This is a genomic window from Defluviimonas salinarum (assembly GCF_026013545.1).
Taxonomy (GTDB): Bacteria; Pseudomonadota; Alphaproteobacteria; order Rhodobacterales; family Rhodobacteraceae; genus Albidovulum; species Albidovulum salinarum.
Genome location: NZ_JAPDOG010000043.1, coordinates 1 through 24,826 on the forward strand (window position 1 = coordinate 1; position 24,826 = coordinate 24,826).

Sequence of the window (24,826 nt, forward strand, 5' to 3'; positions counted from 1 at the left end):
GAGGATTGGGCTCAAGCCCCCTGCGAAGCGTCAACTCGACTCGCTCCGGAGCGGCTCGATGCCGCCGCGGAGCGACCGGAAATCCCCGTCTCTTCAGGGCGGGGAAGATGTTAACAGCCCGGCGCATCGATTGGCCTTCGGGCAGACACAGTAAAGAGGAACGGCCGGACACGGCCGGATGCGCCACATGAACAGACTGATCCGCGACACCAATCCGGTGAAGGCTTTCGAGAAGCTCTTCCAGGAGACCGCGCGCTACCGGCACCGTTACGAGCTCTTCCGCGACTTCGTCTTCCTCTCGGCGGCGGCGCTTCACAATTCCGCCTGCCCCGATCCCGGCCGCGAGGCGGAATACCTCGCAACCGTGCGTGGCTACAAGCGGGAGGATGTCGAACGCTTACCCGAAATGCTCTCCCTTCTCGTCGCGGCGCTCGAACCCGAACCGCGCGACGTGCTCGGCCAGATCTTCATGGATCTCGAGCTCGGTGATGCACGCCGCGGCCAGTTCTTCACCCCGCCGAATGTCTCACGGATGATGGCGGAGATGCTCGTGGGCGATCTTGATAGCCAGCTTGCCGAAAAGCCGTTCCTTACGCTCTCAGAGCCGGCCTGCGGCGCCGGCGGCATGGTCCTGGCGGTCGTCGCCGCTCTCGTCGAGCGCGGTGTCGATCCAGCCCGCCGGCTCTGGGTCCAGGCGATCGATGTCGACCGGACCGCGGCGCTCATGGCCTATATCCAGCTCAGCCTCTGGAACGTGCCCGCAGAGATCGTCGTCGGCAATGCCATCACGCTCGAGACCCGCGAGGTCTGGCTCACCCCGGCCTATCATCTTTTCGGCTGGCACCGGAAGCTGGCGCGGCAGGATCCCCACCCGGTACTTTCCGCTCAAGCGGCGGAATAACGAAAACAAGCAAGGAAAAAATCTTGCCCCTATCGACAGAAGCCAAGGCCATGCTGCTCGGCGCCTTCCTTAACCCGAAGGCGGCGCTGCGCTACGCCAACGGGAGCAGCATCAAGTCGCCACAGGCAAGAAAGGGCCTCGCTGAACTCGGGGCGGCGGGCCTGGCCTCGGTGTCGACGAATGGTGTCGACGAGATCTGGCAGATGACCGAGGCCGGAATGGCCTACGACCGGCGTTCGATCGCCAGGGATCCGCTCGCCTGGATGCGGGCGCACGGGTCCTTTCCGCTCGAGGTCAGGAGGGACGCCGCGACGGATGCGGATATGCCCGCGCCCTGATCGCAAGCGTCAGGCGTGGATGTGGATCGGACAGCCGACCGGAACGAGACGCCAGATCTCATCCATGTCGGCGTTCGAGACCGCGATGCAGCCCCGCGTCCAGTCGCGCCGGATCGTACCCCTATGCCCGTTCGGCTGGCCGTGGATGAAGATCTCGCCGCCCGGCGCACGGCCGCGGGAGGCCGCGTAGGCGCGGTCTTCCGGGGTCGGATAGCTCACGCCGAGACTGAGATGGAAGGCGGATCGCGGGTTGCGCCGGTCGATCCGGTAGGCGCCCTCCGGGGTCCGCATGTCCGACTGGAAACGTTTCGGGCCGACGGGCCGCGCGCCGAGACGGATCTCGTAGCTCTTCAGGACCCGCCCCTGCCCGACGAGGTCGAGCTGACGCTGCGCCTTGCGAACCTGGATCCGGTCGACCCTCCCGGAAATGAGCCCCCTGGCCTCTGCCGGGAGAACAAGGAGCGACACGGCGGCTCCGATGAAGGCGCGGCGGGTGAAATCCTGCATGCATCAACCTGCGAAAAATGTTATTTACCTCCTCAGACTAGAGGTAAACGCCCGGCGGGCTAAGTACCCGCTTTCGCTTTTCCACAGGTTCAGATCAGCGCGGCGGCATGGAAGCGCAGGTCCTCGACCATGATCTGGGGCGACTTCCGGCCGCGAAACTCGTTGATCTGGGGTTTGCCGAGGACATCGAACGTCCGTCCGTGGGCGGCGAGGATCTCGTCTCCGAGCACGGTTCCGACAACGTTCCACATGAGCCCGTCGATCGTGAGATCGCCGTCCCGGAAAACCATCTTGAGGTGTTTTTCCTTGAGGATCCGCGTCTCGGCGAGGGAGACCCGCTCGAGGATGACGACCGGCTCGGGGTTCCCGGTTCCGAAGGGCCGAAGCCCCTCGATATCCTGGATCACCTCGACCGTCAGATCCTTGAGGCGCAGATCGAGATCCGCCGACGTGGTGATCCCGTCCCGGAAATAGCCGGTCTTGGCGATCTCGCCGTTCACGAATTCGAGTAAGCCCGGAACCTGGGCGCGGGTGAGCGTGAGACCGCCCGCCATGCCGTGCCCGCCCCCCTTGATGATGAGCCCCCGGTTGCGCGCCTCGATGATCGCATGGCCGATATCGAACCCCGCAATCGAGCGCGCCGATCCCTTGAGATTGCCCTCGTGATCCGCGGTCAGGACGATGGCCGGCGCATCGAACTGCTCCTTGAGCCGCCCGGCGGAAATGCCGACCACCCCTTCATGCGCGTCGACGATCGCCAGGGCGAGCGTGCGCGTCACCCCCGGCATCCGGCCGGACATCTGGGCAATCGCCGCCTCGGTGGCCGCGGCCTCGATTTCCTTGCGGGTGGCGTTCATTTCGTGAAGAGCGGTCGCGCGCTCACCCGCGACCGCGGGATCCTCCTCGAGAAGCAGGAGCGCGCCCGAGGCGGAATCGCCGATGCGCCCGCCCGCATTGATCCGCGGGCCGAGGATCCAGCCACAGGCCTGCTCGCCGATCTCATCGCCCGGCTCGATGCCGGCGGCGAGCGCCAGCGCCGCGATCCCCGGCGTCTTGCGCCCGGAGAGATAGGAAATGCCGCGGGCGACGAAGGCGCGGTTCAGCGTCTTCAGGGGCACCACGTCACAGACGGTGCCGAGCGCCACGAGATCGAGAAGCTCCATGAGATCGGGAACCCCGCCCGGGCGGCCCTCCTTCCCGTCGAAGTAACCGGCCGAGCGAAGCTCGCGCGCCACCGCCACGGCGAAGATGAAGCTGACGCCCGCGGCGCAGAGATGGCCGAGACCGGGCTTCTGGTCCTTGCGGTTGGGGTTGATGACGGCGACGGCCTTCGGAATCGTGTCCTCGGCCATGTGGTGATCGATGACGACGATCTCCATGCCGGCGTCCGCCGCGGCTGAAAGCGGTTCGAAGGCCACGATGCCCGCATCAAGGATGCAGACCAGGTTGCAGCCGCGCGTCTCCTTCATGTCGAGAAGGCCAGGCGTGTTCGGACCGTAGCCCTCGCGGATCCGGTCGGGAATGCGGACCGTGAAATCGTCATGGCCACACATTCTCAGGAACCGCCCCAGGACGCCCGCGGAGGTCGCGCCATCGGCGTCGTAGTCGCTCCAGATGCCGATCCGCTCGCGCTCCCGGATCGCGCGGGCGATGCGCTTGGCGCCGGGCTCCATGTCGAGAAGGAAGAAGGGATCCGGCATCAGCTCGCGGATCGTCGGCTTCATGAAGGCGTCGTATTCCATCGCCGTCAGGCCGCGGGCGGCGAGGATGCGTGCGAGGACCGGGTTCGCCCCCTTCCGCTTGAACTCGATCATCTCGCTCCGCGGCGCATCAGGTATCTGCCATTTCCGCCCCCGGAAGGACACCGCCTCCGCCCGTGTGATGGTCATGTCATTCATGGCGGTTTCTCCAAATGCGAAAATTGTTGTCCATATTCGTTCATGGAGCATCCTGCGGCAAGCCCAAACCTGCAACATAGTCGCAAAATCATCATGATAGGGATAGACGGCCCCGCTGGCGGCCTGCTTCGGCCGACCGTCAGCCGCTCTGGGCGTGCCGTTTATCGCAAATCGTACCTTGCAGAACGCGAAAAACTGTCACAGAAAGCTCTGGCGAGTCGCCGCCAGCCGCGGAGACGCGGACGCCCGGCAAGACCACCGGAATCACGACCCAAGTCGGGCCGTCAATCGGAGACCTGATCATCATGCCCGGCGGATGCAGCCACCTCGTCGAGTCCGCCACCCTCCTCGGTATCATGGGGGTCGTCGCGATCGGATTTTCGGTCCTCGTCAGCAATCCAGGTTACGCGAATTTCAAGCAGGAGGTCGATTCCTTGCAGATCGCCCAGACCGCCCCCCTCACCGACGGCGCGCCACTCCCCGGCATCGGACCGGATGACGGGTCACGGGCCGGGGTGGCGCGGATCAGGGTTGATGTCCAGGCCCTGGCCGAGCAAACCGGCCGGGTTCTCGAGGATCTCGGCGAGGACCTTCCGAAACCAACAGGCCCGGCCGTTTCCGGCCGGGCCATCGCGGCGCCGCGGTGACGGCAGGCGCCGGCCGCAAACCCTATTCCATGCCCATCGCGCGCTTGTAGGCCTCCTTGATCGCCTCTTCTTCCTCGAGGTCGCTCTTGTCACGCTTGCGCTCGGCGACGATGGACTTCAGGATCTTGGGGTCGTAGCCGCGCCCCTTCGCCTCCGCCATCACCTCCTTCTGCTGGTCGGTGATGTCCTTCTTCTCGGCATCGAGATGCTCGTAGCGCTCGACAAACTGCGTCAGTTCGGCGCCGTTAACATCGGTGCCGCCGGCGTTCTGGTCCTTGCTCATCTCAAATCTCCTTGTGGTTCTGAGCTTCGGTTTCGTCGATCTTCGGCGCCGGGGCGCCGGTGAGGGTGGCAATCTCGCGGCAGGCCAAGCCCCACCTTTTCATTCGCTCACCGCTTATATTTTTCGCATTTCTATTGCGTCTCGCGAAGGAGCGGGAGGCCCGCCGTCCGGTTCTCCACAGATCTCGCGCGGAGCCGGGCCACCTGGGCGATCTTCGCCGCATCTCCGCGCAGCCTGGCGACGTGCTCGACCGGCCCGTAGCGGTCGGTAAGGACCGCTCCGGCGGCAATGGCCCTGGCCTTCAGCATCAGCGAGACGTCGAAATGCACCCAGGAGGCCTTCGGCGGCTCCTGCAGCCAGCGCCGGGCGAGACCGATACGGTCGGCCATTGCGAGGAGCTCCTCGTGGCTGTCGGCCCACATGTGGCACATGACCATGCGCCCGTACCTGTGCCGGACGTCGTCGACATAGACGGTCACGGCGCGATCCCGTCATCGTCGTCGAAGGCGTCGAGCATCATCTCCTCGCAGAGCGCGCTGGCGGAGACTAGGACCGGGACGGTGCCACCCAGGCTGTCGCGCAGGGCATCGGCGACCGCGTTCACGCAGCCCGAGCTGCCGTCGCGCGTCGCCCAGGCACCGGTGACGACGATCGCCGAGGCGTCTGCAAGAAGCGGCGCCGCGGCCCGCGCGGCCGCCGCCTGATCGGCATGGACGGGCCCTGCGCCCTGCCCTCTCGGCGCCCAGCCCGGCCAGGGCGCCTCGCCCGCGTCGCAGCCCCAGAGCCGGAGGCCGGGGTGACCCCTCTCTTCGGCCGCCGCGAAGGAGTCCGCAAGGAGGAGTTCGAAATCCGCCGGCACCGCGTCCGACAGGAAGCCGTCGATGACGAGGAGGCCGTCCGCCGAGCCGATGTCGATCGTCACGCCTTCGACGACGGACGCATGGGTCTCGGGATCGACCTGGGCCGCGCCCGAGGCGAAGAGCGACCCGGGGTGGACCAGGACCACGACCCTCATTCCGCCTCTTCCCGATCATGGATAGCGATTTTCGCAACTTCCTCCGGCGCGAGGCCGGCCCCGAGCGCGGCCATGCGTTCGGCATGCGCCGCAACCGCACTTCCGAAGAGGGTCTCGCGGATCCGAGTGACGAGCGGCGGCTCGTCTCGCCGCTGCGGCCGGTACTTGCGGACAAGTCCGCCGATCGCGCCGAGCGCGGTCTCGTGGGTCGCGGCAGGCCCGGCCGCTTCGACGGCGCCCCGGACCTCCTCCTCGGCCGCGACCACGCCGTCGAAGCGGCTGCGGAGCATCACTGCGGCGAGAAGCCCCTCGAGACAGCCCCCCTGCCCTTCCAGGGCCTGACCGGCGATCTCCGCCATCTCGTGGGCGGTCGACATGTCGGCGGTTGCCGGGCAGAGATCGGCGATCTGGCCGAGCGCCGCCTCGAGGGCCAGGGTCCGGCCGGCGCCGCGCCGCGCCTGGTCCTCGAGGACCGCGTTCGTCGCGTCCCGGCAGCCGATGCCGTCAAGCCCCCCCAGGATCGCCTCAACGCGCTCCTCCTGGCCGAGTTCCACCTCGACGCTGGAGAGTTCGCCATCCTCGCCGACCCGGACCGCATGCTCGCGGTCACATTCCAGGCGGTGCTCCAGCGCCCGGATATAGTCCAGGAGCTCCTCGCGGGGGCTGTCTTCGGTGATCACCGGGATCGCGGTGCCAACCGCGTCGATCCTGTCTTCCATGCGTACCAGTCTCCCGCCTTCCCGCCGATAGGATGCCGGCCGGATTTCTCCGGCCAGATTGCACAAATTTTTATTGTATCACAATACTCATTTTCGCATTTTAGACAACGAAGGCGATCTCCTCATCCGCCTCAACGAGCCACTCCTGTTCCTTCTCGGCACGCAGGGAGTTGAGGTGGATCTGGACCTCATTGGCGCGGCTGGCGCGGGAAAGGTCCTTGTCGAGGACGCGCACCGTCACCCAGAGGTTGCTGATGTCCTCCTCGCTCAGGGCCTCGATCTTCTGGCGCAGGTCGCGGTGATCGCGAAATTCGAGGTCGGTACCACGGAAGGACTTCAGCAGCAGGTGCTCGCCCTCCGGCCCGCCAGCGACGATCTCGCAGGTCGCCTCCTCGAGGCCGAGAGCCGCAAATCCTTCAGCGAGATAGGGTGAGAACGCCTCGTCGCAGGCCTTGCGCAGCAGGTCGTCGTCCTCTTTCACGGCAGCCATCCAGCGCGCGTCCATGCTGCGGCAGACCTCCTCGCCACCCTCGACGCGGCCAGACCGGTCCCAGGAAAAGTTCATGCGGGTGTCCCAGGCCAGCGTCCGGCCGTTCCGGCTTTCCTGGCTGGGATGCATCAGGATGTCGTTGATCATGCCGCGGCGGGTCGTGCGAGGCAGGTTGTAATCGCCGGTCTCATGGATGCCGCGGATGAAATCGCTGCGGATATCCGGCTCCTGGTGGATGCGCAGCCCCAGCTTGACCTGGCGCTCGGCATTGCCGGCCGCCGGCTTCGATCCGGGAATGTCGATATCGCCCGATCCGGCACGATAGGTCTCGCGGGTCCGGCAGAAGCTCGCGAACTCCTCCCACCCGAAAGCACAGATTTCCTCCAGGGCGCGGCGCTGTTCGGCCGAGGCGCCCTTCAGGCCGCTGGCCTGGGCGTGGCAGGCGTCGGCGACGATGCGCCAGTTGTCGTTGTCGATGATCGCGATGCCGTTGCGGCCAAGATCGAGATTGTCGGTCTTGTAGCCGAGCGCGATGAGCACCGTGAAGCTGCGCGGCACATCGCCCTCACCCTGGAAGAAGATGTCACGCTTGTTCTCCGGGTCGTGGAGGAACTGCCCGGTCATGGTCAGGCCCCGGAACCGGAGCGAGGACGGAAGGGCGCCCACACCGGCGGGGGCGGACATGCCGGAGCGGTGAGGCGAGGGGGTGGCGTTCATGGTGTCTCCAATCGCAGGCTGAGCTTCGTCAGGCCGGAGGCTAATCCGGCGAGTCGAAAACGCGGTGCAGTTTTTCGCATATTCACAAATGCTGAACACCACCAAAGCCGATTCACGTCAACCCGGAAAATGAAGTTTTCGTATTTCTTTTTTCGATTGCACAGAACAACCGAACGTGGCATCAATGTCTGGCCGGGCAACCGGCTATGGCGATAAAGGCGCTCGTAATAAGCGGATCGGACCCGGGGGCGGTACCCGGCGGCTCCACCAAAATCCCCCGGGTTGGCGGGATCATGGGGCCGAAACAGGATCGACGAACGTCCAAAGGGGTAAGCTTTCGCTCGGTGAGGCACCACCGTCATCGGTCCAAAACGCATAGTTGCCAACACCAACTCTGCTCCGGTTCGTGCCCTCGCCGCGTAAGCGGCCCGGGTGAACCACCCTCAAGTCCTGTCGGGTAGCACCGCCAGGCGGGGCCCCCGGGAGCCTGGCAACAGAATCCCGGATCAATTCCCAACCTGCAGCGATACTGCATGGCTTGTTTCTCTGCCGAGGCTTGGCAAGGCGCGGGCCGTACACCCGGCGCGGGGGCCGCCAGCCCCTCCTCGGTACCAACCCATCGGCCGTTCCCTTCCTTGATCGACTTCCGGACCTTCCACGACCGCAGCATCGCGACCTTCCGGCCCTGCCCCACCCCGGCGCGCGAGCCCGACTTCGTCTCGCCGTCCGGATCGGCCTATTGGGACGAGATCCGGGCGGTGATCCGTGCCTCCGACCATTGGGCGGGCCAAAATGGCTGCAGCGGCCAGGCGAGCTGCGTCTGGGAACTCTCGGCTCCCATCGCGCCCGGCGCCTGGGCCACCGGGATCTGCGCCTATGCCGATTTCCGCCGCCGCGAACGGATCCGGGTCTGGCACGAGCTGACGGACCGCGACCGCGAAGCCGCCGTCTTCCTCGAGGCCGCCGGCGGCGCCCTGCCCTTTCCGGCCTGGGTGGCCCGCACCGGCGCGATGCCGGTGCCGCCCTGGGCGCGCAAGGTCTTCCCCGGACCCGTTCTCATTCCCGAAAGCGCCCGGCGGCTCTTCGCCGTGACGCCGGGCCTGCGCCACGCGGTGGCGGCCGAACCCGCCGCGCTCGACGTGATCCTGTCCGGCGAGGACCGGGTGGCGATCGGGTTCGCGCTGTCCTCCCGAATTTCTTTTCGCATTTTCGCCAGATCCGGCGATCTTCTCCGCGACATCGGAGAGGGTCAGATGCCGGTCGAGGAATGCCTGCGAAGGCTTGGACAGAAGTACCACCTGACGGCGCCGAACTGCTGGTCGCTGATCCGCAAGGGCCGGCTTCTCGGCTCGCTGCACCTGCAGGCCGGGCCGGGCTATCTCGACCTCGAGCTGATCATCGTGCAAAAGGCCCATCGTGGCAGCGGGATCGGGGCAGAGATGATTGCCGATCTCTGTGCGGCCGCGGATGCGGAGGCGGTCGAGCTGCTCCTTTCGGTGGTCGGCGCCAGCGCCAAGGACGATTCCCGCCTGGTCGACTGGTATGGGCGCAAGGGGTTCGTCGAGGCGCCGGATCTGTGCTTCGGCGACGATTACGTGATGCGGCGGCTGCCCGCGCCCGCCGTGGCGATTGCCGGCCCTGAGAGCGCCTGCCCGCAGATCGCATATCCGGAGAGCGAAGACTTCGAGATGGCCTGAAAGTTTCCGGGCTTTCTGAATAGTCGCTTGAGAGTCATTTTTTCGCATTGTAGATTGACCCCCGACCTGCAAGGAAGCCACCCCATGTCCCTCCCCTCTCCCGGTGCGACGGCCGAAGCCGCTCCGGATGATCGCCGCGCCAGTCTCGGCCGCGCCCTGCTCCGGATCGACATCCGCACCGCGCCGCCGGGTTTCCTCGTCATGTCGCTGCGTGCCCTTCTCGAGACGCTGGATCCGGTCGCGCAGTCCAACCGCGCCTTTTTGGGTGCGATCACGCCGGTTCTTCAGGCCGCCGCCGGCCAGGCCGTCCACGAGCGCGCCCATGCCGCAGTGCGCATGGGGCTCGAGTTCGACCGCCGTTACCGAGAGATCGGCGCGATCGCCGCACGTCTCGGCGGCGCCGGTGACGAGATCGTGTTTTCCGCGGCCGAAGCCGCGCGCGATCTCGCGTTCCTCGGGATCCTGCTGCGCGACGAGACCGCCGCCATCGCCCGCTTCGCAACCGCCGCAGCCTGAGCCGGCGTCGGTTCTTTCCTGACGCCCCGGCCTAAAACCCCCGGAGTTCCCCATGCCGGCAATCGCCCCCCGCCTCGCCGCCGCCCTCCTCGCCCTGTCGCTCGCCACCGGCGCCGCGATCGCGGAAACCCGGGTCGCGAGCTGGAACATCGAGCATCTCGGCTGGGAGAACGGCAAGGACTATGCCGCCCTGGCCGAGGTCGGTGCGGGATTTCATCTCATCGCGGTGCAGGAGGTCATGTCGCAGGACGGCCTGGACGCCTTCGAACGGGCGCTCGAGGCGCGGACCGGCGCTGACTGGCAGGTTCTGGTCTCCGATGCGGTGGGACGCGGCAGCTACCGCGAAATGCATGCCTTCCTGTGGCGCCCGGAGGAGGTGCGCTGGGTCGATGGCGCGGCACTCTATCTCGACGACCGTGACGCCTTTGCCCGCGAGCCCTTCTCGGCGCGGTTCGAGACCGCGGAGGGGTTTCTCTTCACGCTCGCCTCGGTCCATCTCATCTACGGCGACAGCGAGGCGGAGCGGGAACGCGAGGCGGCCGCGCTCGCCGCCTACCGGGACTGGCTCGACGAGAGCTTTCCCGGAACCCCCGCCTTCATCGCCGGCGACTTCAACCTGCCGCCCTCGAACCCGGCCTGGGCAGGCCTCGGCGCGAAGGCCTCGCCGCTGATCCGGGGCGGGGCCACGACGCTCTCGCCCGTCGATGGCCGGTTTGCCAGCCTCTACGACAATATCTGGGCTCCTTCCGGGATCTCGCTGCCGGTCAGCGACTGGGGCATCCTGGAATATCCCGAGGAGATCCTCGGCATCGATCACGAGACGGCGCGGGACCGGGTCTCGGATCACGCGCCGGTCTGGATGACGATCGACGCCCGGTCGGGGCATTCCACGTTTCCGCCGCTTCACGAGGCCCGGATCGTGGCGGATGCCGGGGACACGACGCGGGATGCCGCTCCCCCTGCCCTTCCCGCCACATTCCGGGGAAACCGCGCTTCCGGGATCTACCACCGGCCGGATTGTCCCGGATTTGCGCGGATCTCGGCACACAACGCCGTCACCTTCTCGAGCGCCGCCGAGGCCGCGGCCGCAGGATTCCGTATTGCGAAAAACTGTCCTTGATTTCTCTTTTCCTTTCCGGCCAATCATGGAAAGATGCTCAGGCAGACCAGGAGCCAGTTGGATGAACCGGAACACTACCGCCCTGGACATCTTCAGGGACCTCTTCGACCGCCTGGGATCGCGGGATGCCCGTTCCATCTCGGAGGCGGATCTTCTGCGCGGCAACGGTCCCGGTCACGCGCGCGGCAGCCTGATCGACGATCTCGACCACGCCTGCAGATCCCGCAGCCTCACCAGCGCGCGCAAGGTCGCCAAGCACCTGCTCGGCCATTGCGGCATCTCCCTGACGGAACGGGATGCGGATGGCTCCCGGCCAGAGACGACCGCGGTGATTCTCGACGGCAACCGCGAGCTTGCCGCGGCCACGGCCTCGGACCCGGCTCACGCCCTGGTCCGCGCGGCGCTTCTTGCCCATATGAAGGCGATCAACCCGGCGGCCGTGCCGGCCGATGCCCGCGTCAACCGCCTCTTCCTGGTCGACTGCCCCTACTCGACCAACGACCTCGCGCTCTTCGTCGTGGCCGCCGATATCGACGAGGCACGGGCCTTCTACATCGGCCATCTCGCCGAGGAACGCGACTGCGAGCCTGAAGGTTCGATCCGTTTCGCCGAGATCGGCGCAAGCCCCCTTCCCTATTGCGGGGTTCTCGACTGGACCCTGATCCCCGTCTCCGTCGAGGCGGCATGCGAGAGCGAGCCGGAATGCCAGCCCGTCCCCGTCTCCTGATTCCGGACCTGCCGAGACCGGCAGGGTTTACCCCGGTAAACCCCGACACCCCGAAAGCGAGCGAGCCATGAACCAGATCGAAGCAAAGCGGCGCGACAGCAAGATCACCGCGCTGCGGATGCTGCTCAGGCAGCTCCGCCAATCCGACGGCTCCTGGTCGGACGGAAAGCGGATCTGGCGCGGGCAGGATCTCGATACTCTGAGGCGTGACGTCCTGCACCAGATCGTCCAGGCGCGCATGTCCATTCCGACACCGCAAGACGCGCATCACTGGAAGAACCTTGCAGCGCACCTGCATCTGATGGCGAGGTCTGCAGTCCGGGATGGCAAGAAGGCACCGCAACTCGCCGAGCAGCTGGTCGCCATCCTTCAGCACCGCAACTCCCACTTCCTGCCGCGCGTACTCCGCCGGCACTTCCCGGAGAGCTATGCCTCCCTGGCGCTCGAGGACAGGACGAGCCCAAAGGAATACGACCACATCATCGCGGCCTGGAGCCGCAAGGACCACGTCCTCAAGGCCCGGTTCCACTCGGACTGGCTTGACCTCACCTTTGAGCCCGGAACGCCGGTCCGCCTGACACGCCGCGGCAATTTCGTGCTGGACACCGATCAGAGGAGCGAGGAGATCGATCCCTTGCTGGTGCGCCGCCGCCGTTCACGCGCCAGCCGCAAGCCGAAACCGGCGCCTCAGGGAGCGGAGGCGCCAGGCTTCTGATCCCGGAAGGTTTACCCCGGTAAACCCGGCACGACCCGTCCTCGAACCGCCCTGGGCCTGATTGTTCGACACCCCAAGGAAGGAGGACCGGAACATGACGAAACATGACGCACAGCGGATCTTCGAGGCGACGGTTGCCGTGACCGTTCTGCTCGAAGCCGATGATGCCGATCGGGCGCTCGGCGAGATCGAGACCCGCGACATCGACGAGATCTCGGCGCAGGTCGTCGAGGGTGACTACCTCGGCAAGAGCCGGGTGGTCTCGGTGCGCGAGATCTCCCCGGAACATCTCCATGCCAGGCAGCTCGCGCTCGGAAGCGACGGCAGCCGCTTCCTGGCGGTTCCCGGCACGGCCGAGGATCCGGAAGGCGCGATCCTGCGGCTGCAGATCGCGCAGGGCTGGAGCCCGGAACACATGGCGACAGTGATGGCCGGCTTCCTGCGCGAGTGCGGGCTGCAGGAGGCGTTTCTCGGCTGGGTCCGGGAAAGCGCGGAACCTGAAGCAGAACGCGATCCGGAACCGGAGTTCTGAGGAAGCCGAGGTTTACCCCGGTAAACCTCGGTCTTCCTGAAAGCGCCAGGGCGGGCAGGGTCCCGGAGTTCACCAAGGTAAGCCCTGTCCGCGCCGTATCGCGGGGCCAAGGATTGCGAACGCATCGCCGCGCGATCCCCTGAAGGTTTACCGGGGTAAACCCGGTATTGCCACGACGCCGCCACGCGGCCTTCCACGGCCAGAAGCACCCCGGTGAGGCGTTCCGGGATCGCGCCACGCCGTACGAACCCGCGGCAGGGTGCGCGTCCTGGAAGGTTTACCGGGGTAAACCCGGAAAGGTCAGGAGATCGCCGCACGGTCTGCCTTGACCAGGAGAGCCCGGATGAGGCGTTCAGGGCTGAACTCCGCCGCTTTCGGCCCCTGGATCAGGCTTCGCAGATACGCGCCGGGGGATCGGATCCTCCCATGCATCTCGGTCATCGCCAGCAAGGTCAGCGTAAGGCCGCCATGGCCGAGCCGGCGCTCCGCGCTTTCGAGGATCTCTCCACGCAGGCCGATCATCGGCGCGAGCAGCCGCGCGAGCTGATGCAGGTCTCGCCAGGTTCGAACCGGGGCAGGGGCATAGCAGATCGCTTCCGGGCAGGCCCTTGCCACATCCGGCAGGTAGATCGCCTCCTCCGCCTCGCCAGTGTTCTTGGCTGCTGCGCTCTCGGCTGCGGTGCCGCCTTCGCATCGCGCGCCTTCAGATTCAGAGTAATTCGGGATTGATCTCTGATGGTGCCGGACAATTTGGCCGTCATCGGCGGTCATTTCGGCTGCTCCGTCGACGCTCAGGCACGCCTCTGGCTGCGCGGGAACCATGTCCGGGCAGGGCGCCCGGGCCTCTTCCGGGGTGAGCTCAGCGATCAACGCCCGCAGTCCGGATGCCGGGATCTTGCGGCGCAGGCAGAGGCGGATCAGGTCGTCCTCACCCGAGCCGATGGGCCAGAGCCGGCGCAGGACCGACAGGCGGTCGCGCAGGAGCCGGACCTCGGCCGCCTCGCGCTCGACCTCGAGGGCCAGTTCCCGGATCTCTCCGGCGCGCTCCAGGAGCGGTCCGAGGTCGAGGCCGTAGGCGGCGAGGATGGTGTCATCCCGGTCGCGATGGACGTAGCGCTTGCCGTTCGGGGAATCCGCCCGGCGCAGGAGGCCCGTTTTCACGAGGCGCTCGATCTGGCGGCGCATGGTGCGCTCCTCCATCGCGTTGGCCCGCTCCGAAAGCGCCTCGTTCGAGGCAAAGACGATGGCGGCGCCATCGACATCACGTTCCCGGACGAAGGACACGAGCGCCTGCAGCACGCAGAAGTGCCGGTCCTTCAGCCTGAACCTGGCGCGGGCCGTCTTGAGATCCCGGAGGATGTCCCAGAACGCCTTGCGGGGGTCATCGCCCGCAAGATCGGGGCTCTCGGTCCCCGGAAGCGGCCCTGACGCCGCCTTGAATTTCCTGAATGCCATGTTCCGCTCACGCGGAGGACCGTGAAGCCATGCGATTCCGGCCCCGTGCGGCCGCCGAATGAGCGGAAAACGCACGAGGATACCATCAACCGAATCGGTTGTTGTTGACAGTCTTGGGAAGTCCGGGATACATCTGGATTGCTAGTACAGATGAGGGGCCTTCCGGGATATCGTCCTGGGGGGCTTCTCTCTTTTCGGTCTCCTGATCGTGCCTCCTGCCTGTCGCCTCGTTTATGGGCGGGTTCTCAGCCCGTCCGCTCGTTCGCCCATTCCGCGTGAAGGCGGAGAAGGGCCTCTTCCCCATGGCTTTCAAGCCATTGGGCGAAGCCGGTTTCCTTCGGGTCGGTCCGCAGGATCGTGCGGCCGCCGGCGGTGAGGATCTCGCCGATCCGGGAGCCGTTCGCAGCCGTCACCGGCCGTGGCTTGGCCCGGGGCGCGGCCGCGGGGCGTCCGGGCGCCAGCAGGCGCTCCAGCGCTGCGGCGTAGGCCTCGAATCGCTTGTCGGAATCGAGGTCCTCACCGAAGTCGCCAGGGTGGACGGCAGACGGGTCGGTGCCGCTCGCGAGGAGCCGTTCCGCGAGTTGGTGCCACCGCTTCCAGCCCACCGAGGGCGCCGCGCCGATGCGCTCGACGATCGGCCGCGGGATCGCTTCCCGGACCTTGCGCATGTGCGACAGGTGGCTCTTGCCAACCGCGAGCGCGTCTCGGATCACCGCGGGCGGGTAGTCCGCATCCTCGAGCTCGCCGGCAAAGAGCGCCTTCTCGATGAAGGAGGGGTCTTTGCGAAAATTGTTCTCCTGGCCTTGGGCGAGGACGGCCTCCTCGTCCGAGATCGTGCGCACCAGCGCCTTGACCGGTATCCCGAGAGGGCGGATCGCGGCGAGACGCCGGCGGCCGTAGACGACCTGGTAGCGGCCGCTGATCCGGGGATGCGGCCGGAGCAGGATCGGCACCTGCTGGCCATGGACAGAGATGCTTTCCCGGAGATCGAGGACATCCTCCTCCGGGATCGCGAGCCGGTCACGATGCCCGGTATCCTCGATCAGGTCCGGGTCGATCTCCTGGACCGAGCGCGAGGCGCTGGAGCGGATATCCTTCTCGAGCGCGGCGACCGGGCCGCGCCGGAACGCTTCCGGGATCGGTGCCTCGGAACGCGGCGTGGCCGCCTCGGTGCCGATATCGGCCATCAGGCCTTCGAGGATGTTCTTGCGCGCCATCAGACCCTCCCCCAAGCGTGGTGGATGGCCTGTTCGAACTCGTTCGCAACGCTGTTGATCGACTCAAGCGCCCGGTCGAGCGTCGCGCGGTTCATGTCGCCCCGGTTCGCCTCGAAGAGCGTCTTCTGGGAAAGCCCGGCATCCGAGACCGCGGTCGACTTCAGGAAGGCCTCGGTCATCAACCGCTGGCCGAAATGCATCCGAAGGAAGCTCGCCATCTGGGATTGCGGCATGTCGGAGGGCTCGTAGCGGCACAGGAGGTAACGCATGAAGTCGTAGTCGAGGCGCTGGTCGTTGCGCTCGACCACCTTCAGGAGCGAGGTTGCCATGGTCAGGTACTGGCTGAGGCTCGCCACGTCGATCATGTTCGGGATCACCGTGATCAGGAGCCCGGTCGCGGCCACCAGGGCCGACATGGTGAGAAAGCCGAGTTGCGGCGGGCAGTCGATGAAGACGAGGTCGTAGCGGTGCTCGACCTGGTCGATCGCGGCCTTGAGGCGCAGGTAGAAGGGGGGCTGGATGCCCTGCCGGATCGCCGTCGGCGTCTCGGTCTCGTATTCGGAGAGCACCAGCCCGCCCGGGGCGATGTCGAGGTTGTGGAAGTAGGTCTTGCGGACCACCTCCTCCATCGGCACCGGGTCGTGGTAGCGGATCGCGTCGTAGATCGTCCCGGAATCGGCAAGGTCGAGCTCGGGGCGCAGCCCCATCATCGTGGTCAGCGAGGCCTGCGGGTCCATGTCGATCGCAAGGACGCGGTACCCCTTCAACGCGAACCTTTGCGCGAGATGGATCGCCGCGGTTGTCTTGCCGGAGCCGCCCTTGAAGGTCGAGGTGGCAAAGACCTGGAGATGGTCGGATCCGACCCTTCCGGGCAGGAATTGCAGCGGATCCTTGGCGCTCCGGGCCAGCGCCACGCGGATCGCGTGGATATCCTCGGCCCGGTAGAGCTTGCGGCCGCGCTCGTCGGTCTCGACATCCGGGATCCGGCCGTCGAAATGCAGCTTCCTCAGATGCGTCTGGCTCAGGCCGAGAAGGTCCGCGACCTCTCCCGAGGCGAAGGGGCGCAGGTCTTTCTTCGCCTCCGGGGCGAAGATGTTGCGCATGTGCTTGTCGAGCGAGGCCCGAAGGCGCGTCTCGTCCCGCAGCAGGTCGTCGAAGACGTCTTCGCTCGGCGGCACGCCGATCGCGGGTTCCATGTGAACCGGCTCTGCCCGGTCCCTGGTGGCCTTGGCGGATTCGATCTGGGCTGTCATACACTGCTCCTCTCAACGACGGGCCATCTGACGTGGCTCCTGTCCGTAACGCGGTTCGGCTGATATGGAGACGAAAGCGTTACAGGGACCGTGATGCCACCATTGCCGCCCGTCTGGCAAGAGTTTTCCACAATCCGCGCCTTGTGGCGATCATTCTTGCGGACACCAGATCCTGTGGGCGACAGGGCCGCGAAACCCGGAATCTCCGCGTGGGGGCGGGTAACCATCTGTATTAACGAGGAATTCTTGACGCCTCCGGGGAGAGGGCCGGGCTGCATGCCTGGTGCGCGGCGTTAATCCGGGTTCCGCCGATCGGGAAGGGTTCAGACCGGATTCCAAGGCCTTGGCCGAATCCCGGCAGGCTGCGCTGGAATCGCGGCGGGGCAGGGGAGGCCGGAATGGAAAGGGGCCCCGCTGTGCGGAGCCCCCTCGTTCAGCAGATCTGCCCGGAAGGTCAGAAGGAGAAGCCGAGGCCCATCGCGGCGCCCTTCATGCTGACACCGGCATCGGTATCCTTGAGCGCGACGCGGCCGTCGACATGCATGGTCCCGCTGATCCGGTAGGTCGCGCCGATCGTGCCGGTCTCGGAATCGGTGCCGATGGAGGCGTTCTCGATCTCGCCCCAGAGGGTCAGATCGTCGTTTGCGGCCCAGGACGAGCCGAGGCTGACATTGAGGTCGTCGCCGAAGTTGTCGAGATCGGTCATCGCATCGCCGTAAAGCCCGATGCCGTTCGCCAGATCGTACTTCCCGGACAGGCCGGCCAGGGTCTCCTCGGCATGGGCGCCGCCGCTGACAGCATGGCTGTAGGAGAGCTTCGGACCGACCAGATCCCGGTAGTGCCAGGCCATCTCGGTGTCGATCGACTTCATCGCGACGCCGTCGAGATCGCCGGCGCGCAGCTTGACCTCGTAGACGACGCCGCTGGCGTGGTCGCCATCGATGTCGAAGCGCAGGCCGTCGTAGTCCTTGTCGCCGAGCGGGGTCTCGATGCGCGCGGTCTCGTAGAAGCCCGTCGCGGTCATGCCTTCGGCGCTGGCCATCCCGGACAGCGAGGCGATTGCGGTGGCGGCCATTGCGAGACCGAGGGCGATGCGGGGGAAGCGGGTCATGTTCTGCCTTTCAATGTGTGGCGTGGTGCCACTGATGATCTGGGGCGGGAATAACGAATAGTAAGACAGTTTTTCGCATAATTGCGGATGACCCTGAGCGGTGTTGCGGACTTGCAACAGGATCGCCGGTGCGGGCCGCGGAAGGCAGGCTTTCCCGGAATGGCCGGTCAGTCCACGAGTCCGCGATCCCGCGCCCGGTCGAGCAGCATCTTCACCGAGGAGACCTGCCACTTCGACCGACCGCGGGGGGTGCGCTCGCGCATCGCCTCGAGCCGGTCGGCGATTTCCTTGAGCGTGATGTCCGGTTTCGCCCCGGCGATGCCGGCGACGATCGCAAGGAGCCGGTCGTCAGCCTCCCTGCGGCCCGCGCGTTCGAGCACGCGCGGTTCGAGAAGCCCTTCTCGGACATAACGCTTGGCGGCGCGCACGAGCCGCTCCTGGGTCCACTTGCGCGCATCCCTGGGCAGACGGGCATTGACGATCCGGGTGACATCCTCCCAGGGCATGTCGGGGCGCAGCCGCCGCACCTCGGGCACCCATTGCTCCGCGGTCTCCTCCAGGCGGTTGAAGAGCGTCTCGTCGCGCGCCCGCTGGATCTTCCGGATTGCCGCGGGATCGCCATCCTTCAGGCCCGGATTGCCGCCGACGCGGCCTTTCGCGCGTGCCGAGCGCAGCCCGGAGATCGTGCGCTCGCGGATCAGCGCGCGTTCGAACTCGGCCGCGGCGCCGAGGACCTGGAGCGAGAACTTGCCCTGGGGCGAGGCGGTGTCGATCGGATCGCGGAGCGAGCGGAAATGCACGCCCTTCGCCTCGAGACCCTCGATGACTTCGAGGAGATGGGAGAGCGAGCGGGCAAGGCGGTCGATCCGGACCACGACGAGCGTGTCGCCGGGCGCAATGCGCTCGAGGAGGCGCTTGAGGACCGGCCGCGCCCGGTTTCCGCCCGAACCGTGCTCCTCGTGGACCTCGGTGCAGCCGATAGCCCGGAGATCCTCCGCCTGGGAGGCGGTGGACTGGTCGTCGGTCGAGACACGGGCGTAGCCGATCAGGGGCATGGGTCGGCCGCTTCCAGGGCGAGGTTGCATGATATCCGAGGGGCAGTATGCAGGTAGTGCGAAAAAACACAAGGTGGTCGCCCCGGCAGGTCCGGGAATCCCGCCTCCGTAGCTGTCGTTTTTCCTTGACAGCCGGCCATCAGGGGAGGGCGGCTATCACCGCCATCGCACCCTCCAGCACTGCCGAAACCTCACTGGAATCAAGGGGCGCAGCGATTGGCGCGAAACGTAAACCGGCGCGATTCGTCGGGCGGGAACTGTGTCCATAAAGACACCGGCTGTGCTGCCCGGAACCATCATTGCATTGATCGGATCCCTTTTAGTCCCGACATCATGAAGACGGCGATCCACCCTATTCAAGGATTGGAGGCAGCATGACGAACTTCGGTTCCATCGCATCGGCCGCCGCGATAGTTGCGGTCCTTTTCGGAGCAAGCCCGCGGGAGGCAGCCGCCCTGAGCTTCGCCGATGAGGAGCACTACCTGGACTTCTTGAGCCGCTATGGTGGCAGGTTGCCGCAGTCGAGCCACAACGGGGCCGCACGGCCCGGTTTCCGTGGCTCGATGTTCGAGCTGGTGAACCCTCACGCCTTCAGCGTGTGCCCAATCACCAGGGCGCGCTGCGGTGGCGGCGGGGGTGGGTATTCGCCGGGAGGCAGTTACACCACCGGCTCCGGCCACGTCCTTACGGACGAAAGCCCTGAAGACACCGAGGCCCGAGAGGGCGACGGGAAGGATTTCAGCGTCTACGAATGGACCAAGGAGTTCGCCAAGAAGCAGGCGGTGAAGCAGGGCGTCAAGTGGGGCCTTCGCGCGCTCAGTCTATGGACGCAGACCACCGCCGGCATTCTGAACATACTGGAGGCCACCAGCATCGGTGACCAGGATATGCCGCCACCCGCCGATCGCGACAGCAATCAATCCAACAAGACTGTGACTCGGGACTCAGACAATGGCGATCTTGGAACAAGCCCGTCCGATAGCCCCTACGATGCGCAAGATGCCCGAAACGACCATTCGGCCCCGAACGACAGGAAGGAAGATCCGCCTGAGAAGCAGGAGGATAACGTCACGAACCCTTCGGAAACCGGCGATCCCGGAGGGTCCGATTCCGGCGACGGAGACCCGGTTATGAACCCGATGGGGTGAGACCGGCGAGATCCTGCAGCAGGCCGAGCGCGGAAGACTCGGCTGGGCCGCCGCCGATCTATTGGGTCTTGCGCCGGCCCGCGTTGCGCTGGGACTTCATGCCGGTCCTCCGGAAACGGGGGCCGGCCCGGTCTCGAAAAGCCGACGCTCCGGCGTCCAGAACGCCCCCTCGTCATCCTCGTCCATCGGGTGGAGAAAGATCTGCCGGTAGGCTTCCGGGTTCGGCCATTCCGGATGCGGAATGACCTCGATGGCTTCGCCCTCCGGAACCTCGACCTCGATCAGGACCGCGGTTTCCGGGTCGAGCCCGCCGTCCCAGCCGCCCTTCGCCGCATAGCGAAGCGCCGCGTGACGGCAGTCGTAGAGGTAGACGCCGAAGCCGTCATCCCCCCAACCGCCGAGGAATCCCTGATCGAGGATGCACTTCGCGCTCTCCGGGTCGGTGACGTGCCAGAACATCATGGGCATAGGGCGGTCTCCTCGACAAGCGGAAGGTCGGTGCGGTCGGCAAAGGGCAGGCCGATCTCGTGGCCGAGCGCCTCGGCAAGCTCCTCGGTCGCGCCGAGGAGGTAGCGCAGGGTCACGACCAGCCGGGTGAAATGACCCGAGGCCGCCTCCTGCGCCTCAAAAAGCGAGGCGAAGGTGTCCGGAAGGTTGCGATCAGCGGCCCAGGCGACATGGTCGATCCGCAGGAGATAGGGGTGCTCGGGATCGAAGTCGAAGCTCGAGGGATCGAGCCGGTGGATCCGGTAGGCCGCGAGCGGCGTATGGGCGACGATGACCCCGGACGCGTCCTGGACGAGCCAGCGAAACGAGCCGCGCGCATCGGCTGAGGAACACAGGAGCGGTTCCGGGATCTCTCGCAGCGCCGCGGTCATGGCCTGGCCTCCGGCCTGGCGGCTTCCCGGACCCGCATCTCCTCGCGCAGGAGCGCGGCCGAGAGGTTCACGCCGTCGGAAAGGGTGCGCGGGGCGGGCTCGAAGGGCTTGAGCGCCATCGCTTCGGCAACCGAAGCGAAGGCTTCCGGGCTGTAGTCGACCTCGACCTCCACGCCGAAGCCGGCAGAGCGCGGGCGCTCCGGATCGGCAAGCCTGGCGAGGGCGCGGTCCACGCGGCCCTCATGGCCGGGCCCTTTCGGTCCGGGAACGCCCCGGCCGATCACGAGCACCCCGGTTTCGAAGAGGTTCCGGAGGCCCTCCTCGCCGAGGCGATCGAAAAGATCGTGGGCGTCCTTGCCGTGCAGCGGCGTCCGGACTGAGCGCAGGCGGCCCCGGCCGTCATAGACATCGCCGTGATCCGTCAGGATCCGCATCCGGTCGAGATCAGGAACCGGCCCCTTTCCGGATTGACCGGAGAGATAGGCGAGATAGGCGGCCGACTGGCCGTAGCCCTCGCGGTCCCGGGGCGACAACCCCTCGAAAGGGGTCGTTTCGCCGAACCGGAGGTGGCGGGCGAGGGCGGTGTCATCGATTTCCATACCCCGGGTCTCGCCGAAGGCGGGGTCGAGAAGGATGCAGCAGGAATGGGCGTAGGCGTTGACCTCGCGGCCCTCAAAGTCCTCGGGGAACCAGAGTTCCGGGATCACCGTGGGCCGCACCGGATCGCGACCCTTCGCCGTGAGATCCGCGGACGTCCAGGCGCCGCCGAACCAGAAATCCTCGTACTCGGTCCGGCACATGAGGCGAAGGCCTTCGGAAAGCGTCAGGGTGAAGCTCTGGCTCACCGTGAAGGACGACATCGCATCGGCGTCCGCCGGAAGGCCGGCGGACGGCGCCAGCAGCTCCTGCAGGCGGCCAAGAAGCCGGTCCATCGGGGTGGGGGTGGGGCCGCTCATGTCAAACCTCGCTCATTGCGATGCGCCGCGCCTCCGCCTGGTCGGCAAGGGCGGGCGAGTACCAGTCCGCCGCGCTCCCGGGCACCACACCCATCGGCCGGCGGATCGCGTCGTGGAGCGCCTGGATGAGCCGGTCGCGCTCGGCCTCCGCCTCGCGGCGGAACTGGTGCGGCGTCTTCCTCCGGGCGAGCTGCAGGGTCAGGACCAGACGCCCGAGCACGGGGTGAAAAACCTCGCTCTCGGTGTAGTTGGCGGCCTTTTCCGGGTCTTTGTCGCCCATCATCAGGACCTGCGCCATGAACTCGGCGATATAGGCCATGATCGTCCCTTCGAGGACGAGCTGGCCGCCCCTGAACTCGACGAGAGCCACATCCTTGAAGCGGCCATCGAGAAGGGCGGTGAGGCGGGTGTTCTCCGCCTCGAGCTCGGCGATCCGCGAGATCACCGCATCGTCCGGGAAGGGCCGGGCCGCGACGGCGCGCAGGGCCTCGGGCTCCTCATGGGTCCGGAAATAGGTCTCGCGCTCCTCCTCCGGCATGGCCGTAATAACCGCCATCCGGCGATCGGAGAGATCGCGCAGCTCTTCGGCAAGCGCCTCGGAGAGTTTCGCGAGAACCTTCGCGGCAAGGCGGGCGGAGGCGAGGCCGAAGCGGCCCGAACCGTCCCTCTCCTCGTAGCGGTCATCGAGATCGTTGACCGCGTTCCACTGGTCCTCGACGATCTCGCGGCAGAGATCGTCGCCGAGGGCGAGGCGGGCGGCCTGGAGGCGTTCCTGGCTTGCGGGCGTTTCGATGGGCATTTCCGTACTTCCTTTCGTTCCTGATCAGCGGCCGCTGCGTCATGTCGATCTTCCGGAATTCGATGGTGGCGGTGCTGGTTCAGGGCGACGATTGTCGCGATGGACGAATAATTTTCGCATATTATCGATCACCACGAATAGACACAAGACGCAGCGGCCGCCGTCAGGAACCGTATTGTCTCGCGAGCAAGCGAACGTCCCGGACTCCATCATGGCGTTCCGGTCGCTCCGGCCACCGGTTTTCAATTTAACTAGGCACGATCATACGACCGTTTATAAACGCCTGCAAGGGCATGATCCGCACATCTCTCCGCAGTTCTCCCTGTCAGGTCGGACGCTCTCTCGTCGATCTCGTCGGGCCCAGGCCCGCATTCCCGGGACTTTCTCGACGAGAGCGCGCCGGGACGGCGTGTCCTGGACCGAAACCGCCGGAAACCGGGAGCGGCGGGGCAGGGGGGGGTGGCGGCGGACCGGCATGCCTGCAATCAGGTTCCGATAAAACACATAGGCAAGTGAACAAGAGGCAGATATACTTTCCGTTGAGGCGTGCAAAAGCATAAAAAACAGCAAGATAGCGAGCAGATGACAAAGATCACCAGTGGCGGGATTGCCTCCGGACTGCACCTGGATCTGCTCCGGGCCGAGATTTCCGCGGCCCGGATCGAGGCGGTACTGCGCGCCGAGCCCGAGATCGGCAGGCTCTGGCGGACCGAGGCCGCGTTCGGCGAGGCGGTCCGTTCGGTCGGTCTCGAGGATGTCCGCCTGAGCGAGGGCGATCTCGTGGCGCGCCTTACGCTCAACGAACTGCAGCCAGGCGACCCGCGTGGGCTCGAACTCGCCGCCGCGATCCTGAGGGTCCTGCGCCTGCCTGGAGATTTTCTCGGGGATCCGGTCGGCTGCCTGCGCCGGATCGAGGCCGCCGCGGCGCCGGTGGGCGCATCACGGGATATGCCGGACATCCTCGATGACGCGGAGGTCCTGCAGATCGCAGCGGAAGCGCAGGGCCTGGCCGAGATGCCTGTCGCGGCGGCGATCCGCGCGGCGGCCTCCTATGCGATCCGCTCGAACCGGCAATCTCCGGCGGCGGAGCGGCTCCTCTTCGTGGCGGTCGAAGGGTCGGCGCGGGGGCGTTCGTTCGGCGAGACCGGCGAGGCGGCGCCGCGGGATCGGGACGACCTGTCGCCGCTCGCCAGCCCGCTGAGCGCGGCCTGGATCGTCACGCCGTCGACCGCGCTCTCGCGGCTCGGCTTCAGGATCTGGTCGCCCCTGCGTCACGGGTCGGTTGGCGATCTCGCCAAGGCGATCGCCGAGAGTCTGGCTTGGGACATGGGCCAGCTCGGCATGCTGCGCCACCATGTCGCGCGGATCCGCGCAATGGGCGAGGGCCGGCACGGCCGCTCGCGCGCGGCCGACATGGCGACCTTCGTGCTTTCCCAGCCGGTCTTCTCCTCGGCGATGGCGGCCGCGGCGATCGGGATCACTCGGCGCGCCGCGCTGAACCTCATCGCCGAGATGGAGGGCGCGGGCGTCATCCGCCTTGTCACGCCGCGCCGCGCCGCCAGGCTCTGGGCGACCGCGTCGCTCGCCGACCGGCTCCGGACCCGGAGCCTGCGCGCAGCGGCGCCGCGGACCCCGGCGCGTGCCGCCGCGGGGCAGGGGGCCTCACCGGAGGCACGCGGCGAGGTTCATGAGGAGATCCCGATACGCCAGCGCGCCCTGGCCGAGGAGAACCGCGAGGGCATGGAACGGGCCATGGCCGATCTCGACCGGGCCCTGGCGGAGGCGGACGAGATCCTGCGCGGACTGCCGTCGCGCCGGTAGTCCCGCCGCCGGCCTCCCGGCACGCCAAATTCGGGTGAGATTTTCGCATCTGCTTGATACGGTGTCCGGGACATCATCAAAACGCCCGGGAGACCCCGTCCTTCAGGTCGGGGAGGGATAGGGCCAGGAAATATACCGATCGCCGCCCCGCGGCGATGCCGTATCCGTCGCGTTGACACTATGCGAATATATTTATCCACGTCCCTTGCTCGGTGAGCCGCCGCACCCTATTCTCGCATCATGGAAGTGATCCGCGGCCACGTCTATCGCCTGAAGCCGACGCCCGAGCAGGACGCCCTCATGGCGCGGGC

28 protein-coding genes and 1 other RNA gene are annotated in these 24,826 nt (G+C 66.7%); 13 read left to right on the forward strand and 16 right to left on the reverse strand.

Going from position 1 to position 24,826, the window contains the following annotated elements:
* Positions 1 to 187 precede the first annotated feature (187 nt).
* A complete protein-coding gene (locus OM960_RS23235; RefSeq protein WP_264773657.1) occupies positions 188 to 901 on the forward strand; it encodes an N-6 DNA methylase in 714 nt (237 codons plus the stop codon).
* A gap of 23 nt (positions 902 to 924) precedes the next feature.
* A complete protein-coding gene (locus OM960_RS23240; RefSeq protein ID WP_264773658.1) occupies positions 925 to 1,239 on the forward strand; it encodes a hypothetical protein in 315 nt (104 codons plus the stop codon).
* A 9-nt stretch (positions 1,240 to 1,248) separates the two neighbouring features.
* Here OM960_RS23240 and OM960_RS23245 read toward each other — a convergent pair whose 3' ends face one another.
* Both OM960_RS23245 and recJ read right to left on the reverse strand, forming a co-directional pair.
* On the reverse strand, positions 1,249 to 1,746 hold the full coding sequence (locus OM960_RS23245) for a L,D-transpeptidase family protein (protein ID WP_264773659.1): 498 nt from the start codon (positions 1,744 to 1,746) through the stop codon (positions 1,249 to 1,251).
* Positions 1,747 to 1,835: 89 nt separating this feature from the next.
* Positions 1,836 to 3,644: a single-stranded-DNA-specific exonuclease RecJ gene (recJ, locus tag OM960_RS23250; RefSeq protein WP_264773660.1), complete on the reverse strand. Its 1,809-nt coding sequence runs from the start codon at positions 3,642 to 3,644 to the stop codon at positions 1,836 to 1,838.
* A gap of 305 nt (positions 3,645 to 3,949) precedes the next feature.
* Between recJ and OM960_RS23255 the strand changes: the two genes are divergently transcribed.
* Positions 3,950 to 4,291, forward strand: a complete 342-nt coding sequence (locus OM960_RS23255; RefSeq protein ID WP_264773661.1) for a hypothetical protein — start codon at positions 3,950 to 3,952, stop codon at positions 4,289 to 4,291.
* A gap of 22 nt (positions 4,292 to 4,313) precedes the next feature.
* Here OM960_RS23255 and OM960_RS23260 read toward each other — a convergent pair whose 3' ends face one another.
* From OM960_RS23260 to OM960_RS23280, 5 genes are all read right to left on the reverse strand, one after another.
* Positions 4,314 to 4,574: a DUF2312 domain-containing protein gene (locus OM960_RS23260; protein ID WP_264773662.1), complete on the reverse strand. Its 261-nt coding sequence runs from the start codon at positions 4,572 to 4,574 to the stop codon at positions 4,314 to 4,316.
* A 131-nt stretch (positions 4,575 to 4,705) separates the two neighbouring features.
* Positions 4,706 to 5,053 (reverse strand): DUF4031 domain-containing protein, encoded by a 348-nt coding sequence (locus OM960_RS23265; protein WP_264773663.1) that lies wholly within the window; start codon positions 5,051 to 5,053, stop codon positions 4,706 to 4,708.
* Positions 5,050 to 5,589, reverse strand: a complete 540-nt coding sequence (locus OM960_RS23270; protein ID WP_264773664.1) for a hypothetical protein — start codon at positions 5,587 to 5,589, stop codon at positions 5,050 to 5,052. The genes OM960_RS23265 and OM960_RS23270 overlap by 4 nt, the downstream gene beginning before the upstream one ends.
* Entirely contained in the window at positions 5,586 to 6,308 is a 723-nt protein-coding gene (locus tag OM960_RS23275; protein WP_264773665.1) for a hypothetical protein, read from the reverse strand. Before OM960_RS23275 ends, OM960_RS23270 begins: the two co-directional genes overlap by 4 nt.
* A gap of 100 nt (positions 6,309 to 6,408) precedes the next feature.
* Positions 6,409 to 7,515 (reverse strand): hypothetical protein, encoded by a 1,107-nt coding sequence (locus tag OM960_RS23280; RefSeq protein ID WP_264773666.1) that lies wholly within the window; start codon positions 7,513 to 7,515, stop codon positions 6,409 to 6,411.
* 152 nt (positions 7,516 to 7,667) lie between these two features.
* Between OM960_RS23280 and ssrA the strand changes: the two genes are divergently transcribed.
* The 7 genes from ssrA (at position 7,668) to OM960_RS23315 (ending at position 12,822) form a co-directional block, all read left to right on the forward strand.
* Positions 7,668 to 8,023: a transfer-messenger RNA gene (gene ssrA / locus OM960_RS23285) on the forward strand.
* Between the two features lie 127 nt (positions 8,024 to 8,150).
* A complete protein-coding gene (locus OM960_RS23290; protein ID WP_264773667.1) occupies positions 8,151 to 9,212 on the forward strand; it encodes a GNAT family N-acetyltransferase in 1,062 nt (353 codons plus the stop codon).
* An 84-nt stretch (positions 9,213 to 9,296) separates the two neighbouring features.
* Entirely contained in the window at positions 9,297 to 9,728 is a 432-nt protein-coding gene (locus OM960_RS23295) for a hypothetical protein (protein WP_264773668.1), read from the forward strand.
* Positions 9,729 to 9,780: 52 nt separating this feature from the next.
* Positions 9,781 to 10,848, forward strand: a complete 1,068-nt coding sequence (locus OM960_RS23300; protein WP_264773669.1) for an endonuclease/exonuclease/phosphatase family protein — start codon at positions 9,781 to 9,783, stop codon at positions 10,846 to 10,848.
* Between the two features lie 61 nt (positions 10,849 to 10,909).
* Complete coding sequence (locus tag OM960_RS23305; RefSeq protein WP_264773670.1) at positions 10,910 to 11,575, forward strand: hypothetical protein; 666 nt, start codon at positions 10,910 to 10,912, stop codon at positions 11,573 to 11,575.
* 67 nt (positions 11,576 to 11,642) lie between these two features.
* A complete protein-coding gene (locus tag OM960_RS23310) occupies positions 11,643 to 12,290 on the forward strand; it encodes a hypothetical protein (protein WP_264773671.1) in 648 nt (215 codons plus the stop codon).
* A gap of 94 nt (positions 12,291 to 12,384) precedes the next feature.
* A complete protein-coding gene (locus OM960_RS23315) occupies positions 12,385 to 12,822 on the forward strand; it encodes a hypothetical protein (protein WP_264773672.1) in 438 nt (145 codons plus the stop codon).
* Between the two features lie 300 nt (positions 12,823 to 13,122).
* Here OM960_RS23315 and repC read toward each other — a convergent pair whose 3' ends face one another.
* From repC to OM960_RS23340, 5 genes are all read right to left on the reverse strand, one after another.
* Positions 13,123 to 14,277 carry a plasmid replication protein RepC gene (gene repC, locus OM960_RS23320; protein ID WP_264773673.1) on the reverse strand — a complete coding sequence of 385 codons (1,155 nt, stop codon included), beginning with the start codon at positions 14,275 to 14,277 and terminating at the stop codon, positions 13,123 to 13,125.
* 245 nt (positions 14,278 to 14,522) lie between these two features.
* A complete protein-coding gene (gene repB, locus OM960_RS23325) occupies positions 14,523 to 15,494 on the reverse strand; it encodes a plasmid partitioning protein RepB (RefSeq protein ID WP_264773674.1) in 972 nt (323 codons plus the stop codon).
* Positions 15,494 to 16,747 carry a plasmid partitioning protein RepA gene (repA, locus tag OM960_RS23330; protein WP_264773675.1) on the reverse strand — a complete coding sequence of 418 codons (1,254 nt, stop codon included), beginning with the start codon at positions 16,745 to 16,747 and terminating at the stop codon, positions 15,494 to 15,496. Before repA ends, repB begins: the two co-directional genes overlap by 1 nt.
* 454 nt (positions 16,748 to 17,201) lie before the next feature.
* A complete protein-coding gene (locus tag OM960_RS23335) occupies positions 17,202 to 17,858 on the reverse strand; it encodes a hypothetical protein (protein WP_264773676.1) in 657 nt (218 codons plus the stop codon).
* 167 nt (positions 17,859 to 18,025) lie between these two features.
* Positions 18,026 to 18,913, reverse strand: a complete 888-nt coding sequence (locus OM960_RS23340; protein WP_264773677.1) for a recombinase family protein — start codon at positions 18,911 to 18,913, stop codon at positions 18,026 to 18,028.
* A gap of 374 nt (positions 18,914 to 19,287) precedes the next feature.
* On the opposite strand from OM960_RS23340, the gene OM960_RS23345 reads away from it, so the two are divergent.
* On the forward strand, positions 19,288 to 20,061 hold the full coding sequence (locus OM960_RS23345) for a hypothetical protein (RefSeq protein WP_264773678.1): 774 nt from the start codon (positions 19,288 to 19,290) through the stop codon (positions 20,059 to 20,061).
* Positions 20,062 to 20,157: 96 nt separating this feature from the next.
* Here the strand turns inward: OM960_RS23345 and OM960_RS23350 are convergent, their stop codons facing one another.
* The 4 genes from OM960_RS23350 to OM960_RS23365 are packed head-to-tail and all read right to left on the reverse strand — an operon-like array spanning position 20,158 to position 22,694.
* Positions 20,158 to 20,529, reverse strand: a complete 372-nt coding sequence (locus tag OM960_RS23350) for a hypothetical protein (RefSeq protein ID WP_264773679.1) — start codon at positions 20,527 to 20,529, stop codon at positions 20,158 to 20,160.
* Positions 20,520 to 20,939, reverse strand: coding sequence for a hypothetical protein (locus tag OM960_RS23355; protein WP_264773680.1), 420 nt, complete (start codon positions 20,937 to 20,939; stop codon positions 20,520 to 20,522). The genes OM960_RS23350 and OM960_RS23355 overlap by 10 nt, the downstream gene beginning before the upstream one ends.
* Positions 20,936 to 21,895, reverse strand: a complete 960-nt coding sequence (locus OM960_RS23360; RefSeq protein ID WP_264773681.1) for a hypothetical protein — start codon at positions 21,893 to 21,895, stop codon at positions 20,936 to 20,938. Before OM960_RS23360 ends, OM960_RS23355 begins: the two co-directional genes overlap by 4 nt.
* 1 nt (position 21,896) lies before the next feature.
* A complete protein-coding gene (locus OM960_RS23365; RefSeq protein WP_264773682.1) occupies positions 21,897 to 22,694 on the reverse strand; it encodes a hypothetical protein in 798 nt (265 codons plus the stop codon).
* Between the two features lie 582 nt (positions 22,695 to 23,276).
* Between OM960_RS23365 and OM960_RS23370 the strand changes: the two genes are divergently transcribed.
* Together OM960_RS23370 and OM960_RS25610 are read left to right on the forward strand one after the other, a co-directional pair.
* Complete coding sequence (locus tag OM960_RS23370; protein ID WP_264773683.1) at positions 23,277 to 24,515, forward strand: helix-turn-helix domain-containing protein; 1,239 nt, start codon at positions 23,277 to 23,279, stop codon at positions 24,513 to 24,515.
* 240 nt (positions 24,516 to 24,755) lie between these two features.
* Positions 24,756 to 24,826: helix-turn-helix domain-containing protein (locus OM960_RS25610; protein ID WP_354003579.1), on the forward strand; the 71-nt coding region annotated here is incomplete at its 3' end.